At 65.6% G+C, this 15164-nt stretch carries 15 protein-coding genes, 1 tRNA gene and 2 pseudogenes; 9 read left to right on the top strand and 9 right to left on the bottom strand.

The window, feature by feature from the left end; all coding sequences use genetic code 11:
* Positions 1–11: 11 nt before the first annotated feature.
* The 5 genes from AB0L60_RS34365 to AB0L60_RS34345 all read right to left on the bottom strand — a co-directional run bounded on the left by AB0L60_RS34365 (position 12) and on the right by AB0L60_RS34345 (position 4828).
* On the bottom strand, positions 12–2159 hold the full coding sequence (locus tag AB0L60_RS34365; protein ID WP_364622897.1) for an Rv1355c family protein: 2148 nt from the start codon (positions 2157–2159) through the stop codon (positions 12–14).
* A 2-nt stretch (positions 2160–2161) separates the two neighbouring features.
* Complete coding sequence (locus AB0L60_RS34360) at positions 2162–3067, bottom strand: hypothetical protein (protein WP_364622895.1); 906 nt, start codon at positions 3065–3067, stop codon at positions 2162–2164.
* Positions 3068–3164: 97 nt separating this feature from the next.
* A complete protein-coding gene (locus AB0L60_RS34355) occupies positions 3165–3599 on the bottom strand; it encodes an effector binding domain-containing protein (protein ID WP_364622892.1) in 435 nt (144 codons plus the stop codon).
* A complete protein-coding gene (locus AB0L60_RS34350) occupies positions 3596–4039 on the bottom strand; it encodes a GyrI-like domain-containing protein (RefSeq protein ID WP_040861458.1) in 444 nt (147 codons plus the stop codon). The genes AB0L60_RS34355 and AB0L60_RS34350 overlap by 4 nt, the downstream gene beginning before the upstream one ends.
* 129 nt (positions 4040–4168) lie before the next feature.
* Entirely contained in the window at positions 4169–4828 is a 660-nt protein-coding gene (locus AB0L60_RS34345) for a trimeric intracellular cation channel family protein (RefSeq protein ID WP_364622887.1), read from the bottom strand.
* Between the two features lie 117 nt (positions 4829–4945).
* Here AB0L60_RS34345 and AB0L60_RS34340 point away from each other — a divergent pair, with 117 nt between their 5' ends.
* From AB0L60_RS34340 to AB0L60_RS34330, 3 genes are all read left to right on the top strand, one after another.
* Positions 4946–5668, top strand: a complete 723-nt coding sequence (locus AB0L60_RS34340; protein ID WP_364622884.1) for a uracil-DNA glycosylase — start codon at positions 4946–4948, stop codon at positions 5666–5668.
* A gap of 381 nt (positions 5669–6049) precedes the next feature.
* Positions 6050–6649 (top strand): TetR family transcriptional regulator, encoded by a 600-nt coding sequence (locus AB0L60_RS34335; RefSeq protein ID WP_364623152.1) that lies wholly within the window; start codon positions 6050–6052, stop codon positions 6647–6649.
* Positions 6650–6821: 172 nt separating this feature from the next.
* A tRNA-Ala gene (locus tag AB0L60_RS34330) sits at positions 6822–6894 on the top strand.
* 59 nt (positions 6895–6953) lie between these two features.
* Here AB0L60_RS34330 and AB0L60_RS34325 read toward each other — a convergent pair.
* Positions 6954–7205 (bottom strand): annotated as a pseudogene (locus tag AB0L60_RS34325) (tyrosine-type recombinase/integrase); the annotation flags it as partial.
* Positions 7206–7599: 394 nt separating this feature from the next.
* On the opposite strand from AB0L60_RS34325, the gene AB0L60_RS34320 reads away from it, so the two are divergent.
* From AB0L60_RS34320 to pip, 3 genes are all read left to right on the top strand, one after another.
* Complete coding sequence (locus AB0L60_RS34320) at positions 7600–7968, top strand: hypothetical protein (RefSeq protein ID WP_364622881.1); 369 nt, start codon at positions 7600–7602, stop codon at positions 7966–7968.
* Positions 7969–8521: 553 nt separating this feature from the next.
* Entirely contained in the window at positions 8522–9070 is a 549-nt protein-coding gene (locus tag AB0L60_RS34315; protein ID WP_364622878.1) for a hypothetical protein, read from the top strand.
* Positions 9071–9175: 105 nt separating this feature from the next.
* The gene (pip, locus tag AB0L60_RS34310; protein ID WP_364622875.1) at positions 9176–10129 is read left to right on the top strand and encodes a prolyl aminopeptidase; all 954 of its coding nucleotides are present in this window, start codon (positions 9176–9178) and stop codon (positions 10127–10129) included.
* 224 nt (positions 10130–10353) lie between these two features.
* Here pip and AB0L60_RS34305 read toward each other — a convergent pair.
* Positions 10354–10572: pseudogene (locus tag AB0L60_RS34305) on the bottom strand (decaprenyl-phosphate phosphoribosyltransferase); the annotation flags it as partial.
* On the opposite strand from AB0L60_RS34305, the gene AB0L60_RS34300 reads away from it, so the two are divergent.
* Positions 10573–10938, top strand: coding sequence for a VOC family protein (locus AB0L60_RS34300; protein ID WP_364623171.1), 366 nt, complete (start codon positions 10573–10575; stop codon positions 10936–10938). It abuts the pseudogene before it with no gap.
* 96 nt (positions 10939–11034) lie between these two features.
* Here AB0L60_RS34300 and AB0L60_RS34295 read toward each other — a convergent pair whose 3' ends face one another.
* The gene (locus AB0L60_RS34295) at positions 11035–11841 is read right to left on the bottom strand and encodes an IclR family transcriptional regulator (RefSeq protein ID WP_364622872.1); all 807 of its coding nucleotides are present in this window, start codon (positions 11839–11841) and stop codon (positions 11035–11037) included.
* A gap of 148 nt (positions 11842–11989) precedes the next feature.
* On the opposite strand from AB0L60_RS34295, the gene AB0L60_RS34290 reads away from it, so the two are divergent.
* Together AB0L60_RS34290 and AB0L60_RS34285 are read left to right on the top strand one after the other, a co-directional pair.
* Complete coding sequence (locus tag AB0L60_RS34290; RefSeq protein ID WP_364622869.1) at positions 11990–12916, top strand: alpha/beta hydrolase; 927 nt, start codon at positions 11990–11992, stop codon at positions 12914–12916.
* Positions 12917–13228: 312 nt separating this feature from the next.
* Complete coding sequence (locus AB0L60_RS34285) at positions 13229–13771, top strand: DUF6301 family protein (protein ID WP_364622867.1); 543 nt, start codon at positions 13229–13231, stop codon at positions 13769–13771.
* Positions 13772–13941: 170 nt separating this feature from the next.
* Here the strand turns inward: AB0L60_RS34285 and AB0L60_RS34280 are convergent.
* A partial coding sequence (locus AB0L60_RS34280) for a carboxylesterase family protein (protein ID WP_364622864.1) occupies positions 13942–15164 on the bottom strand: 1223 nt, incomplete at its 5' end.

Raw genomic sequence — 15164 nt, 5'->3', positions numbered from 1 at the left:
CTCCGATCACGCTAACCGCGGGTTTCCGCGCCCGGTATCGGAAGTCGCCTGCTTCGAACCGTGGGCGCCACCGCATAGCTGAGGCGAAGCACCACCGCCATTGTCTCGTTGTCAGGCACTCCCAACAGGCCCAGGAAGCGGCCCTGAACTGACGTTAGTGTATCGGCGAACTCCGGGGAAACCCTGTGCACTTCCTCGGGGCGTCGCACGTACAGGAAAGCCGGCGAGACCGGCTGGACCGCGAGACCGTGCCGTTCGGCCTCGATCCACACCCGCTGAACGGCCTCCCCGGCCCGTGCGTAGGCCACCAATTCGGCCGTGTCGTCCGGCAGCGGCGCGGGGAAGGTCACGGCCACCACGGCCGAGCTGGTCCGGATCCGGCCGCGGGAAGACTCACCCAGCGCGAAACCGCCCTCCCAGGCACGCACCAGCTCCATGACATCGGCCCGGCGGGCGATCTCGAGCTTGGCCAATTCGTCGGCGGCGAGATCCAGGGTGCGCAGGTCCATGCCGGTCCGCGCGTCATCACCCGGCCACCGCAGTTCGGACAGCATCTCCCGATGCATGCGGGGTGTCAGATATCGGACCCGGTCGGACTCGCCGAGCAGCAGGGCAAGGCCCTCGATATCGGCGGGATCGGTCACCGAGCGCAGCACCACACCGGCATCCGCGGCGACGGCGGACAAGGCTTCCAGCGCCGGTGCGGGCATCGGCGCACCGCTGCCGAAGTGCCGATTTGTTCGGCGCGCGAGCAAGGCCGGGTAGTCGCGGGCCAGCACCGGATCGGTGTTCGTTCCCGGCCGCAGCACCGCCGCGAGCCGTCCCGGTCCGTCGACACGGAACTCGCTGTCCCCGAGAATGCCGAGTGCGGCAGCTGCGGCCTTGGCGTTGTACAGCGCCGCCCCCACCGCCATCGCGCTGCCGCGGTAGGCGATGTCCACGATCGACGAGCGTTCGGGCGCAAGGGAAATCGTGACGGACCCAGCATCGACACCAAGGGTCCACGGCTGTGCATTGCCCACCGAGGGCGCACGCTGGGCACAGAACAGGACGGCTGCGATTCCGGACTCCGGGGCGGGCTCCTCGGGCGGCAGCTCGGCCCAGACCAGATCGTCGAACGGGTCCGGTTCGGCGAGCCTGTCGAGGCTGCGCTCCAGGTCCAGCCGGGTCCGGCCGGACGGCAGCTTCAGGCCCAGGCCGAGACGGCGCACCGCGGTCGCGACGCTGGAACCGCCGTGCAGTACCTCCGAGCCGAGTTGCGGCCAGCTGTTGAGGCTTTCGCCCAGCTCGACCATGCTGGCCGCGCCACGGCTGGACAGGTTGCGGCCGTCCAGGATGCGAATGAGGTACGGCGCTTTCTCCCGAGGGGTCAGCCCGCGCAGCTCGGCGGTGCCGATATCGCCGATCAGCCCGTGGAACGGCGGCCGTTCCGGCTCCAGGTCGAACCGTTCCACATCGAGCAGACCACGGTCGCTGGTCTGCATGAGCAGAGGTATCCGGCGATTGCGGGCGCCCTCGCGCAGCGCGAGTTTGATGTCGAAGGAGTCGCATTCGTCGACCACGATCGACAGATCCGTGAGGAACGCCTCGAGGTTTTCGTCGGTCACACCCTCCTGCCACACCTCCACCGGCAGGTACGGATCGAGCTCGGCGATCCGCCGGGCGGTGACCACCGCCTTGTTCTGGCCGATATCGAACAGGGTGCCGGGAAGGCGATTCAGATTGATCAGTTCGACTGCGTCGAAGTCCGCAAGCCGCAGCCGGCCACAGATGCCTTCCAGCGCAAGGGTGTACGCGACCGCGTGGCCGACGCTCTGGCCGACCACGCCGACGGACAGGGTGCCCAGTCGTTCCTGTTCGGCGTAGGTGAGATTGTTGCGGTTGCGATCGAGACGGACTACCCGCAGCAGTTGCGGGCCGGGCAGTCCGAGGACGACATTCCGCCACGGGTAGAAGACCCAGCGATCGAATTCCGGCCCCTCGGACAATTCCGGCGGGGCGATCAGGGATTCGAATTCGGCGCGCAGCAAATCGCGCAAATCTGAAAATTCAATTGTCGAATCGGCACGTAATGCGGTGAGCCGATCGGCGTCCCGGGGATTCGATTCATCGAGCAATAGCGGTCGGTATTCGCCGGCCGCGAGTAGATCCGATTCCATTGTTACGCGAGGCCCTCACTCGGGACCCAGGTGGTCGGCAATTCCTGGCCCGATTCCATGAATTCCGACAATTCGGCATCCATCAGCCGGATCTGAGATTCCGTTGCCACGGACCGATAGGTCTGCATGTCGTACCACACCGGCACGGTGCGATAGCGGTCGTCAGGATACGAGGAGGCCGGGATCCACCACGCCACGCGCGCGCCGCTGCTGCGGTAACACCGGAGGGCATGTTCGGGCGCCACGCCGACCTGGTATCGCACGCCGAGCAGCACCATCGAGTGGACGTATGCCCGGGCGATCCAGTCGACCAGGGCGCCGCGGTGTTCGACATCACGCGCGGTCCAGCCGGCCTTACCCTCGATCACACCCTCGGGAATCTGATCGGCAACCATCCGCCGGAAGGCGATCTCACCGGGCAATCCCGCCCAACTGGCCACCGCGTGCACCTCGTCGACATGCCGGTACGGACCCGAGACGCGCATGCCCGCGATGGCCCGGCCGTCCGAGTCCAGCGCGACACCGAAAAGTGTGGTGGAGCGACCGTCGATCACTTTGTCGTATTCGAGCGCTTCCTCAGTGCCGAACTGGCGGTAAACCTCACGCGCACCGTCCATACACCGGCGCCACAAGCGGAGATCCGCCTGCGGCGGACCGATCACGAATGTGTACCCCGACTGCGGATCCGTAGATTGGAACATGCCGTCACCAGGCCCTTCCGCCGGGACGAGCGAGACCGGTTCGACTGCCATAAAGTTCCGCTCCACTAATGCGCTGAGGTCGCGCGATCCTCCTGTGTCCCCGCCCGATATGGCCGTGTATCGGCCATGCCCGGCACGGGCACCTAGGGGAGTATCCGTCAGCGAACTGAAATTGTCCAGGCAACCGGCAAATGCTCCGAAACCCATAGGTGGATCCAGCAATCTCTCCCGGTCAAACCATTGCTATCAGTCATGAAATACAACGACAAGACCGGTTGGTACCCATCCGGTTAATAGTTAGCAATCACACCAGGATGGAGATGAAAAGCTCCAGTTCGGTGGTGCCGTGCCAGATCTCGATCTCCTCGCGGTAGGCGCGGGTGATCTCGGCGGAAGCGGTCGCGTCGTCGACCTGAGCCCAGACGTCCTCGGCCGGATCGTGATAATCGCCATTGGGCCGGAAGCGGGCGTAGACGCCCTTGGGGACGCGGATGAGGACGTCGCCGACCGGGACGTCGTCGGGCCCCTGGTACTCGTAGGAGACCAGCACGTTGTAGTTGCCGGCGGGGTCGGGAACGTAGACGGTGGCCAGCGGGCGCTCGGCGCCCTCCCGATCACGCAGGCGGTCGCGCAGGAACTCGATGAGCTCGCTGTTGGAGACCTTGAAGCTGGGGCGCACCCGCGGAACCACCAGGCCGCCGTAGACCCCGCCGGGCCGGACCACGATCGAATAGGTCATGACGGCTCGACCGCCAGGTACAAATCGATCTTGTACGCGTGCGGGTAGGTCTCGAAGTCGCCGGTGTGAATGCGCTTGATCTGCTTGTGTTCCTCCGCGTAGGCGATCTGCGTCCACAGATCGGTCATCACCTGGGGGAAGTTGCCGACCGAGGAGAAGCGGGCGTAGGTGCCGCGCGGCAGGCGGGCCACCACGTGGCCGCGGGTCACCTCGTCGAGCGAGCCGCACTGGTAGCCGACGATCTGGGTGTTGTAGGTGCCGAGCTCGGCCGCGTAGTCGGTGTAGGCCGAGGCCAGCGGACCACCGAGTTCCTGGTGCAGGACCGCGGCCCAGGCCACTTCCAGATCGTGGTCGCGCAGTTCACCGAGCGCACGTTTGGGACTGCGCACCGGCAACCCGGCAACCCACGTCTCGTCCCGCTCGACGATCTCGAACTGCATTGGATGGAAACTCTCTCGAGGTGTGATTCACAGCCAGTCGGCCAAGCCTTCGCCATGCTATCAATCAGCCCGGACCGTACCCGGCGACACGACTCAGGTGCTCGTCTCCCCCGCGCGCGGGCGCGTCGCTCACCCGTCGCGGCGGCGGTGCGGGCGGGCCATCGGGGCGTGCCAGTGCCGGAACAGCGCGATCAGGCGCAGGCCGACCGCGCCCGCCCCAGCCAATCCGCCTGTCCAATATGTGTATTGGCCGTAGTGCAGCAGCAGCGCCGTCGCCGCGGAACCGAGCAGGGCCGGCACGGCGTACAACTCGCCGTCGCTGAGCACGCTGGGGGTGACACCGGCCAGAACATCGCGGATCACACCGCCGCCCACCGCGGTCACCAGGCCAAGCGCCGCCGCCGAGGTGGCCGACATGCCGTGCTGGAAGGCGGTCACGGTACCGGTCACACAGAAGATGCCGAGGCCGATGGCGTCGGCGATATTCAACGGGGTGCGGACCAGGCGCACCGGCGGATGCCAGAAGAAGATGACGGCCGCGGCCAGCAGGGCGACTCCGGCATAGGAGACCTGGACGAAAGCCAGCGGCGGCGTACGGCCGATGACGAGGTCACGGATCACACCGCCGCCGGTGGCGGTGGCGACCGCGAGCACCGCGATGCCCACCACATCGAAGCGGCGACGCACCGCGAGCAGCGCGCCCGACACACCGAATGCGAACACGCCCAGCAGGTTTCCCACACTCTGTGCCGCGTCGACAGGGGTACCGAGTTCGACGAGATCACTCATGTGTGGCCCACTTCCGTTTCTATCGCTAACTTTCGGCTACCGGCGCACAGTATGCCCGGCCCGCCACACCGGCACTCCGCCGCACAGTCGGGGGCGCTTTATGGTTGAGTCGCCCCTGTGTGCCGCACAATTGCCCAGCTAGACGCGGAACTTACCGCGTGTCGCGCCTGCCCCCGGCTGGTGGCATGGCGCGAGCAGGTCGCACACGAGAAACGGGCCGCCTTCAGTGACGAAAATTACTGGGGCAAGCCGGTTCCCGGCTTCGGTCCCGCGGACGCCCGCCTGCTGATCGTGGGCCTGGCGCCGGCCGCCCACGGCGGTAATCGCACCGGCCGCATGTTCACCGGTGACCGCAGCGGCGACGTCCTCATCGCCTGTATGCACGCCGCCGGTCTCGCCAACCAGCCCACCAGCGTCTCCGCCGACGACGGCCTGCGACTGCTCGGCACCCGCGTCACCGCCCCGGTCCACTGCGTCCCACCCGACAACAAACCCACCCCCACCGAGCGCGACACCTGCCGGCACTGGCTGACCACCGAATTGACCCTGCTGGCACCCACCCTCCGCGCGATCGTCGTCCTCGGCGGCTGGGGCTGGCAAGCCCTCCTGCCCGCCCTGGCCGAATCCGGCTGGGCCATACCCAAACCCAAGCCCCGCTTCACCCACGGTGCCCGAATCGAGCTGGCCCCAGCCGTCCCCGGCCGCGCCCCCCTCCACCTGTTCGGCACCTACCACCCCTCCCAGCAGAACACCTTCACCGGCCGCCTCACCCCAGCCATGCTCGAGCAGGTCCTCACCGACGCCGCCCACGCCGCCGGCCTACCTGTCCACCGCCCCTGAACCCGGCCGACCGTGGCGGGCAGGTCGATTCGGCTGTCCACGTCTGGCATTCAATGAGGTCACCAGCCCCGGAGCGGGCGACTCGGCTCGGCTGGCCAGACTGGGCATCCGGCGAGATCGCCGTCACCGAGCCGGGCGGCACGATTCGACTGTCCGGACTCGGCATCCAGCGAGATCGCCGTCACCGAGCCGGGCGGCACGATTCGACTGTCCGGACTCGGCCCTCACGAAGGTCGCTGGCGACGGTACGGGCGGGTGCATCAGCCAGGGGCACGGCGCTCTCGGTGGTGGGGTCGCCGGACCGGATACGATGCGGGCGTGAGCAGGGCCTATGACGAATCCGACCGGGAGGGGGCGGCTGCCGATGGGGCGGCCGGGGGTGTGAAGGCGCGCCGTAGCCGGGCCGGGACGCGGCAGCGGCTGCTGGACGCGGCGTTCGAGGCCTTCGCCGAGGAGGGATTCGGCCGGTGTTCGGTCGAGCAGGTGTGCGAGCGGGCCGGATTCACGCGGGGCGCGTTCTATTCGAACTTCACCTCACTGGAGGAATTGTTCCTGGCCATGTGGGAGCAGCGGTCGGCGTCGATGCTGGCCGAGGCGGCAGCGATGCTCGATACGCCCGGCGGAGCGGGCGGCGATCCGCGGCGAGCGGTCGAGCAGGTGCTGGCGGCAGTTCCGGTGGATGACAAGTGGTTTCGAATCACCTCGGAATTCACCGCCCACGCTTTGCGCAATCCCGCGTTGCGACAGGTGATGGTGGCGCGAGAGGAGGCGATCGCCGCAGCCCTCATCCCCGTGGTGGTCGCACTCATGCGCCGCAACGGCCGACGGGTACCGGATCCAGCTGCACTGGGCCGGGCACTGGTGGCAGTGCACGACGGCACGCTGGGCCAGTGCCTGCTGGAACCGGACAACCCGGCAGTGCGCGAGTACCGCCTCGACCTGTTCCTGCGGGTGCTCGACTCCTACAGCGAGCCCATCTGAGAGCTCGGGCTGAGGGCTCAGGCCGGCACCTCAGTCCTGAATGGAGAGCGATGAGTCGGGTCGCCGGGCACCTGCCCACCTCCATCCACAGAAACCGCCTCCAACCAGCCGATTCGTCGACTCCCCATCCCACCTGCTAAAGTTCTCCAGCGCGGGCCGGAAACGTCCCCGCGGGGCTATAGCGCAGTTGGTAGCGCGTCTCGTTCGCATCGAGAAGGTCAGGGGTTCGATTCCCCTTAGCTCCACATAACAGAAAACCGCCCGTGACCTCGGAAGAGATCGCGGGCGGTTTGCGTTTTCAGGGCTATTCGGATTGGTGATCGTCGGTTCCCGTCCGCAGTGTGTCCGCAGCTTTCGCAAGTGCGGACCGCGCGGCAGTGTCGAGAGCATCCGCAACGGATTCGAGGTCGTCCGGAAACAGGTCGGCGTAGGTGTCCAGGGTCATCGCCGCGGACTTGTGACCGAGCATGGTCTGCACCGCCTTTGGGTTCGCGCCGGCGCTGATCGCCAGAGATGCGGCCGTGTGCCTGAGGTCGTGAGGGCTGACGTATGGGAAACAACTCTGTCGCCCGGGTGTCTCCCTGCCTGTCCCCCTCATCAATCAAGGAGACAGCGAGACGATGGCTGCTATCTCCTTGGTGGCGCCGAGTCTGGCTGACACCACCCACATGTCGCGCGACTGTCGCAATGTCGCCGGCGGTGAGGTAGCCGTCACAGACGTAGGTCCCGTTCTCCTGGCAGCCGACAGTCTGTCGCATCCTGTAATGCCGAAAGTCGTGAGGCTGTGGGTCGACCGGACCGTGCCGCAAACTACTGCCGACAGCATGCGGAGGGCGTTGCGCTGTGGGGGTGGGATCTCGCCGGGCGACCTGCCATCGAATGGCAGCGCCAACCTGTGATATCCCTTAGACCTGTTCTCTGCGAACACATTACAAACAAGAAGGCAACACATGAAAGCGATCGCCGTAGTCGGCGCAACCCTTGCCTGCCTGTGCGCTACCGGGCTGACCGCGCCAGCGGCTTCGGCCGACGTCACTTCCAACTATGGACTATTCACGGTGGGCGGTGAGGATCTGCGGGTAGGTTCCACCTACACCATCTACCTGGGAGATCTTCGTGGGTATCGATCGGTAGGTCTCGTGGAAAAGGAAGCCAACCCCCACGACACGATCGACAGGCTGGTCCACATGGTCGACAACGTCATCGGCTTGAAGATCTCCTGGACTCCACGTACGGCGGGGGTGCGGACAATCGTCTTGTCCCCTTCTGGCGATGCGGATGGACCCGTGATCGATTGGGCGCGTGTCCGCGTCCGTTAGGACTGTGAACCAGCAGTCGTCGCGGACATGAGCAACGCTGGGCTTGGGCAGTTCCTTCCTGCCTGGTACACCGGCAAAGAACGCCCCCTGCGATCTTTCGGCACTGGGCGGGCAAGCAATCTGGACTGATGAATCACGTACTGTTCGGCTTGATAACCGCCGACAGAAACGTGCGCAATTGCCATATACCGCGCTGACCGGACCGGCCAGCGTGGGGCGCCGGCGGCTGGAACCTGGTGCGGTGCAGAACGTCCGCTATTGCCGAGTTGCGGATGACGGTCCAATCTCGCACGATCGGCCGTCGAATCGCAATTTTGCGCCAATTCCTCAGCCGTAGTGCGCGCTTAGAACGGTTGCACTGCGATCGGTTCGCGCATGGCAGTGCACGCTCATGCCGCATACCGCGCTGACCGAACCGACCAGTGCGGTGCGGCCGGTTCGGCGAGACCGACGGCGGCCCAAAACATCTGCTACTGCCGAATGGCGTAAGCACGGGATGCGGTGCGTAGGAAATCAAGCTGCTATTCGGGATGCTCGACCGTATCGTGCCGGAGTGCTCACCGACATGCGATGCGGGATATGCGGTACGACAGTATGGACCAGCCATGTGTGGCCGAAGAACCCGAGAGTCCGGGGAAACAACTCAGGCTGGCTGTGCTTTTCCTGCATCGAACGGGTCAAAGCGGCTGGTCCATGGCAGATCCGGCGCGCTGCCGCAGTGTCCGCACGGCACGACGCATTAGTCATGCAGTTTCCCCAGCTCGAGACGGTCAAGGACACGCGGGCAGTGGTCCAGTTGCGGGGACGTATCGCGGGACGCCTGGTTGAGATTCGGCTGCGAACCCGCGTTAGGCGGTACTCGAATGAGCGCTACATCTTTCATGTCGAGTACGACCCGTCGGCCCCCGAGCTTACGGCTTCCGAATTGGGACTTCCGGACAAGCTTGCCGCGCTGTTGTCCTCGGAGCCGCCGAAAACAACCCGCACCGAAGTGCGATGGCTTCGCGTTGCTTTCGCGCACCTGGGCAAACTGGACACCATTGCCGCTCTCGAGCACCTGATCGCGCTCGCGGCGACACCTGCAAGACAGGAGACCGAGTAGCCGCGGAAACAAACACACGCTCATGCCGCATACCGCGCGGTCCACAGCGGCCGGCGCTCAGCCCGCATTGCTTTGCGCGCAGTGTTGTGCCGGTAGGGTCGCGCTGTGACGGGCGATTCGACTCTCAAGCCGATTGAGCCGTTTGCGACGGGGATGCTCCCGGTCGGCGACGGGCACGAGATCTATTGGGAGACATCGGGGAATCCCGACGGTAAACCGGCGTTGTATCTGCACGGCGGGCCTGGCGCCGGGATGGGCTCGGGGTACCGTCGTTGGTTCGATCCCCGCACCTATCTGATAGTCGGGTTCGAGCAACGCGGGTGTGGTCGCAGTCGGCCGCTGGCCCGTGCAGACGCGGCCACTCTTTCGGTCAATACCACGGCGCATTTGATCGCCGACATCGAGGCGTTGCGGACCCATCTCGGTATCCGGCGATGGCTTATCAACGGTGTGTCCTGGGGTACGACGCTCGCCCTCGCCTATGCACAATCGCATCCAAGCGCGGTCAGCGAACTGGCTCTCATGGCCACCACGTTGACCACTCCCAATGCCGTCGAATGGATCACCGAGACGGTCGGACAGCTGTTCCCTGTCGAGTGGGACGCATTCCGTGCGGCCGCCGGTGCTGAGCCTGGCCAGCGGTTGGTCGACGCCTACTACGAGTTACTCACCGCAGCCGACGAACAAGTACGGACTCGGGCGGTGGATGCATGGGTGGCCTGGGAGGACGCGCACATGTCTCTCGGCACGAAACCGGCGCTCGCTGAGCGTGATCCGGACTGGCGCCGAGTGTTCGCCACTCTGGTGGTGCACTACTGGAAGCACGCCGCCTTCCTGCCACCATCAGCACTGCTCGATGGAATGCCCGCGTTGCGAGGTATCCCCGCGGTGCTGATTCAGGGCAAGCTCGACGTCAGCGGCCCGGCCGCAGTGGCCTGGAACCTGCACAAGGCATGGCCGGGAAGTCAATTCGTCCTGATCGACGACGAAGGACATGGCGGACCGAAGATGGTCCAAGCCATGGTGAACACGATCGCCGACTTCGCCGGCAACATCTGAACGACTCGCACGCAATGCACAAAGAGCACTGCCAAACCCGGCTCGGGCTATCGATCGCACGATAATGCCGCTGGTCGCGCTGGCCGAACCGGCCAGCGCGGGGCGCCGGCGGTCGGAACCCGCTGCGGCGCAGAACGTCCGCTATTGCCGATTCCAGGTCGTCGGTGTGCCGCGCCAAAGCCATGAGGTCCGCTCATGGTGCGGCAAGTGCCCCATATGTCTGCTCAGGTGAGGTAGACGGCCACACCGATTGTTGCGGCACACGCCAGGGCCAATGACTGCAGAGTGCGGTCGCCCAGCACGATCTCTCCGGGTTCACCGGCTCCGGCCCCATCTACGTCGACCGCGTAACGCAGGATGCAGATTGTAAAGGGAATCATCGAGATTGCGAACCACGGGTTGTCCTTGTGGTCGGCCTCGAACGCCCACAGCCCATAGAAGACGTGCGCGAAACCATCGCTCAGGCGCGCGATACCGTTGATGGCACAGCCGTTGGCGAGCGAATTCTCGCCGGCGACCTCGCCCTGCAATTTCTGCTATTCGGTGAAACGCGCTTGGAGTTGATTGAGACCCGCGCTGCCGGCTTCAGCATGCCGAAGCTCAAGGATGGCGAGACTGCGGTCATCGGCCATCTCGTAATTGATGTTGACGACCTCGAAAACACCAAAGCCGAACTGACACGCCGAGGGATCGTCTTGCAGGGCGAACGCAAAACCGACGAGGTCCACTATATTTTCACGGCGCCGCAGACGACGTTCGGGGTGACCCTGCAGCTCATGGAGCACAAGCGCTGCGGAACGGGCGCGTGAGCGCTGAGGGGTCCAACGTTGGCGGGCGTCGCGATGTGAGACAGCGTCAGCCGAACAGGGACTCCCAGGTCGCAGGTGCGCCTCCTTGGGATGCTGTCAACCGTCGCCCCAGTTCGGAGCATCCTGCGGACCGGGATGGTCGGTCGGCGGCGGCAGGCTGCGTGAAATGCCTTGTGCCGTCACGTGCAGCGCCGCGGTGAGGCGGGCGCGATCGCGGGGCAGTGCGGGAACCACGATACCCAATGCGGCGATGTCACCGGTGTCGCGGCCGGGAGTGTGGACGGGGACGGCGACCGAGCACGCCCCCAGCGTCATCTCTTCGACGGTGGTGGCGTAGCCGTGACGGCGAACCGCGGACAGTTGAGCGGTGAGGCGTGCGGGCTGGGTCACCGTGTACGGGGTGAACCGGGGCAATTGTTGTAGGACACGCTCACGGATCCGTGGTGGTGCATAGGCCAGCAGCACTTTCCCCACGCCGGTGGCGTGCAGCGGGAGTTTGCTTCCGGCCCAGCTGAGTACGGGCACCGACGCGTTGCCCGACAGCCGTTCCACATACAGCACTTCGGTGTCTTCTCGGATCGCGAGATGCACGGTCGCGCGAGTGGTCGCGTAGAGATCCTGCAGGAACGGCGAGGCGACCTGGCGCAGGTCGGTCTGCACCGGCGCCAGCAGTCCGAGCTCCCACATCTTGTGGCCGATCATGTACTCGCCGTGACTGTTTCGGGCCAGCACACCACCGGCGACGAGCTCTCCGGTGTGCCGGTACACCGTCGCGGGAGACAGGCCGGTGCGGCGTGCGAGCTGGGTGAGAGTGAGGCGGCGGTGATGCTCGTCGAAGGCACCCAGCAGCGCCAGAACGCGGGAGATCACTGTGGCGCCCGCGGGCGTGGTGTTGCCTGCCATGGACCCTCCTGTTTTTCACTCAGCGAAATCCTAATCTCGACCAGCCACACCGGGGCTACTAAAGTTCGGCCACCTACACGACAAGATCGAGGTGCGCGCGGTGAGCCGGTTCAGATTTTTTGGCGTTGTCCAATCGGCAGCAGCCTTGGTGGCACGGGCGTTCGTGCCCCGCACCGCGGCCGGTCAGCCGGTCGACTTCGCCGACGGCGGACAGGCCCGCTACAACCTGGTCTACGCGACCGTCGGCGCGGGCCGAGACCTCGCACTCGATCTGTTCCAGCCACCGGCGCCACGCTGGACCGGCCCTCGACCGCTGGTGATCTACATCCACGGCGGTGCCTTCGCCCTGATGGGCAAGGAGGGCTGGCTGCCCATCGTCGGCGGGATCCGTTTTCCTCGAAGCATTTTCGCCGATCTGGTCGACCGCGGATACGCCGTGGCCAGCCTGGACTACCGCCTCTCCGGCGAGGCGCAATTCCCGCTGCCCCTGCACGACGTCAAGGCTGGCGTGCGCTGGCTACGTGCCCACGCCGAGGAATTGAATCTGGACCCGCACCGCTTCGCCGCCTGGGGCGAATCCGCCGGAGGATGGTTCTCCGCCATGCTCGCCACCACCGGCGATCTCCCCGCTCTCGAAGGGGACGAAGGCCTCACCGGCGTCTCCAGCAGCGTCCAGGCCGCCGTGGACTGGTACGGGCCGACCGACTTCATGAGCATGGACAGTCAAGCAGTCGCGCCGATCGCGCTCTCACACGGCGTCGGCAGCCCCGAGGCGGCGTTTCTGGGATGCCCGCCCACCCAATGCCCCGAACTCAGCCGCACCGCCAGCCCACTCAGTTACGTCAGCCCCGCGACCCCACCCATGCTTATTCAGCACGGCAGCCTCGACCACATCGTCCCGCCGGGACAAAGCACGCTGCTCGACCGAGCACTCACCGCCGTCGGCGCACCACACCAATGCATCATCTACCCGCTCACCGACCACGGTTTCCTCGGCGCCGGAACCCTGAATCCCACCACAGTCCTCGACACCTTCCATACCTTCCTCGACACACACCTCGACCCCACCCACTGATCACCTGCGGGCAGCCTGCCTCATGCATCGGGCGCTGCACCATCCCCGAACACTTCGGCCAGCACCTTTCGTCGGTCTTGCCGCGAGTCATTGACGGCCCCAGCCCTTCCCGCCACTTTCTAGGAAGCGGCATACCGCGCTGATCGAACCGGCCAGCTTGAGGCGCTCGCATCCGGAACCTGGTACGGTGCAGAACATCCGCTACTGCCGAGTTTGGTGCATGGGCATCTTTGCCAGAGCGAGGGGACTGGCGCGGATCCCACCACGATCCGCCCTCACGGACGCTCGATTCGTGGGCTGTACCATCCGCGCATGCAAGCCGATCTCGATGGGGCCGTTCGTATCGTCAATGCCGCTGGTGCCTTCAACTGGACGTGGGCGGACGGGGACTTGAAGCGGTTCTGCGACCAGGTGGGTTGGGCCGTCATTCATTCAGGCCCCGACGGCGCTTCGATCGAAACGGATCTTGAGGTGTCAGTTCCGAAGGCGCATGCCTTCTTCAGTCACAATGTGATACGCGTCCTCGCTGATGCTGGCGAGACCATCGAGTGGATAGTGGCTTGGGTGACGGATATCGCCGATGACGAGGACTCGGATGAGCAGGATGCCCGGTTGATCGAGCCCGATGCTTACTTGATCCGGGCCTTCGAGCAGTTACGGGATCTGATCGGCAGCGAGCTGGGCGTTCCACTCGGCGAGGAGGTTGATGAAGACCTCCGCCATGAGATCACCTGGGAAACCGGAACAGTTGTGATCAAGCTCGCGCTCAGCACTCAGGTAGTGAGCGTGAGCCTGGTGAATCCGCGCTATCACGAATGGGCAAACGATGGAGCGGACGACGATCACGACGAGTAGTCATGATCATTCATGTCTGGCGATCGGCCGAAGCATCGCTGCGATGTAGTGCACCAACGCACTATTTTGCCGCATACCGCGCTGTTCGGATCGGCCAGCGCGGCCCTGCGGAAGACCAACTCCGTGAGATCTGGGGGCCTTTTCGGCTGCTGGCGACACAGGGGCGTGTTTCAGGCCAGCAGCTCGAGGGCGTCGAAACGGTGCGTGGCCCAGATGCGGCGTGAGGGCTCGTGCGGGTACGGCCGATCGGTGGCCGTGATGCCGTAGACGCGGGTGGTACGGGTGCATGGATTGTAGGGTGCCCAGCCCGGGTCGCCGCTAGCGGCGAAAGTTGCCCAGTCGGTGCGCATCTGATCGCCGACCTGGGTGAGTTCGTATGCGGCGTTGGGATGGGCGTGAGGGTGCGCGGCGACTTCCGTGGGGCTGAGCGTGCCGAAGACGAGCAGGAAGTCCAGGCAGTGCGAGGCGCCCTGTCGGGAGTTGAAGCCCCAGGCCAGTTCGTAGAACCAGACGCATCCGCCGCCAGCATGCGCGGCATCGGCCAGGTGCAGGCTCGGCATCCGGAACAGCCAGTCGCTGTTGAGGATTTCGAACCGTTGGGCGGGTGTCGCCTCGGGGTAGGCGATGCGGTAGCGCTGTTCACCATCGAGCGGCGCGAGATGCTGGAATGCGACGGCGATCTGCGGTGTGGTCGGTTCGCTACCGGGTCGTGTTGTGTAGAGCCGGAATTCGTCGCGGGTGTGGCCGACGAGCACGTCGATATCGCGTGCAGCCCCGCCGGCGAGCCCACTCCACGGCGTGCACGGCAGAATGTCGCCGTCGACCACGGGAGAAAACGGTGTGGGCGTGAGGGCCATCGGGCCCCAGGTATCGACGAACTCAGGCATTCTCGCGATCACGGCCGCTGTCGCGTCGGTCAGGGCCCGCGGCGTCACGCGGGCGAGGTCGTCGACGGTGGCTCGGACCCCGAGGTGTTCGGTGATCGTCTCCGCGATCACGGTGGCCAACTGCGGGGTGAAGTAGGTGCCGGGCATGCTCTGGCTGATCGCCCGCCGGAACAGCCCGGTCGCCGACGGCATCACCAATAGTGCGGCGATACACGCACCGCCGGCGGACTGGCCGAAGACAGTGACGTTGGCCGGGTCGCCGCCGAAGACCGCGATGTTGTCCTGGACCCAACGCAGTGCAGTGATCTGGTCGAGAATGCCGCGGTTGTCCGGAGCGCCGTCGATGCGTGCGAAGCCGTCGGCGCCGACGCGATAGTTCATACTGACCACCACCACACCGGTCCTGGCGAGCAGGGCGGCGTCGTAATGCGGGTTGCGGGTGTGGTTTTCCAGGTAGGTGCCGCCTTGGATCCACACCATCACCGGTAGACCTGAGGCACCAGGGT

The organism is Nocardia sp. NPDC051981, assembly GCF_040680715.1.
Classification (GTDB): domain Bacteria; phylum Actinomycetota; class Actinomycetes; order Mycobacteriales; family Mycobacteriaceae; genus Nocardia.
The sequence above is the reverse complement of the archived record's forward strand: the minus strand, read 5'-3'. Positions and strand labels throughout refer to the sequence as shown.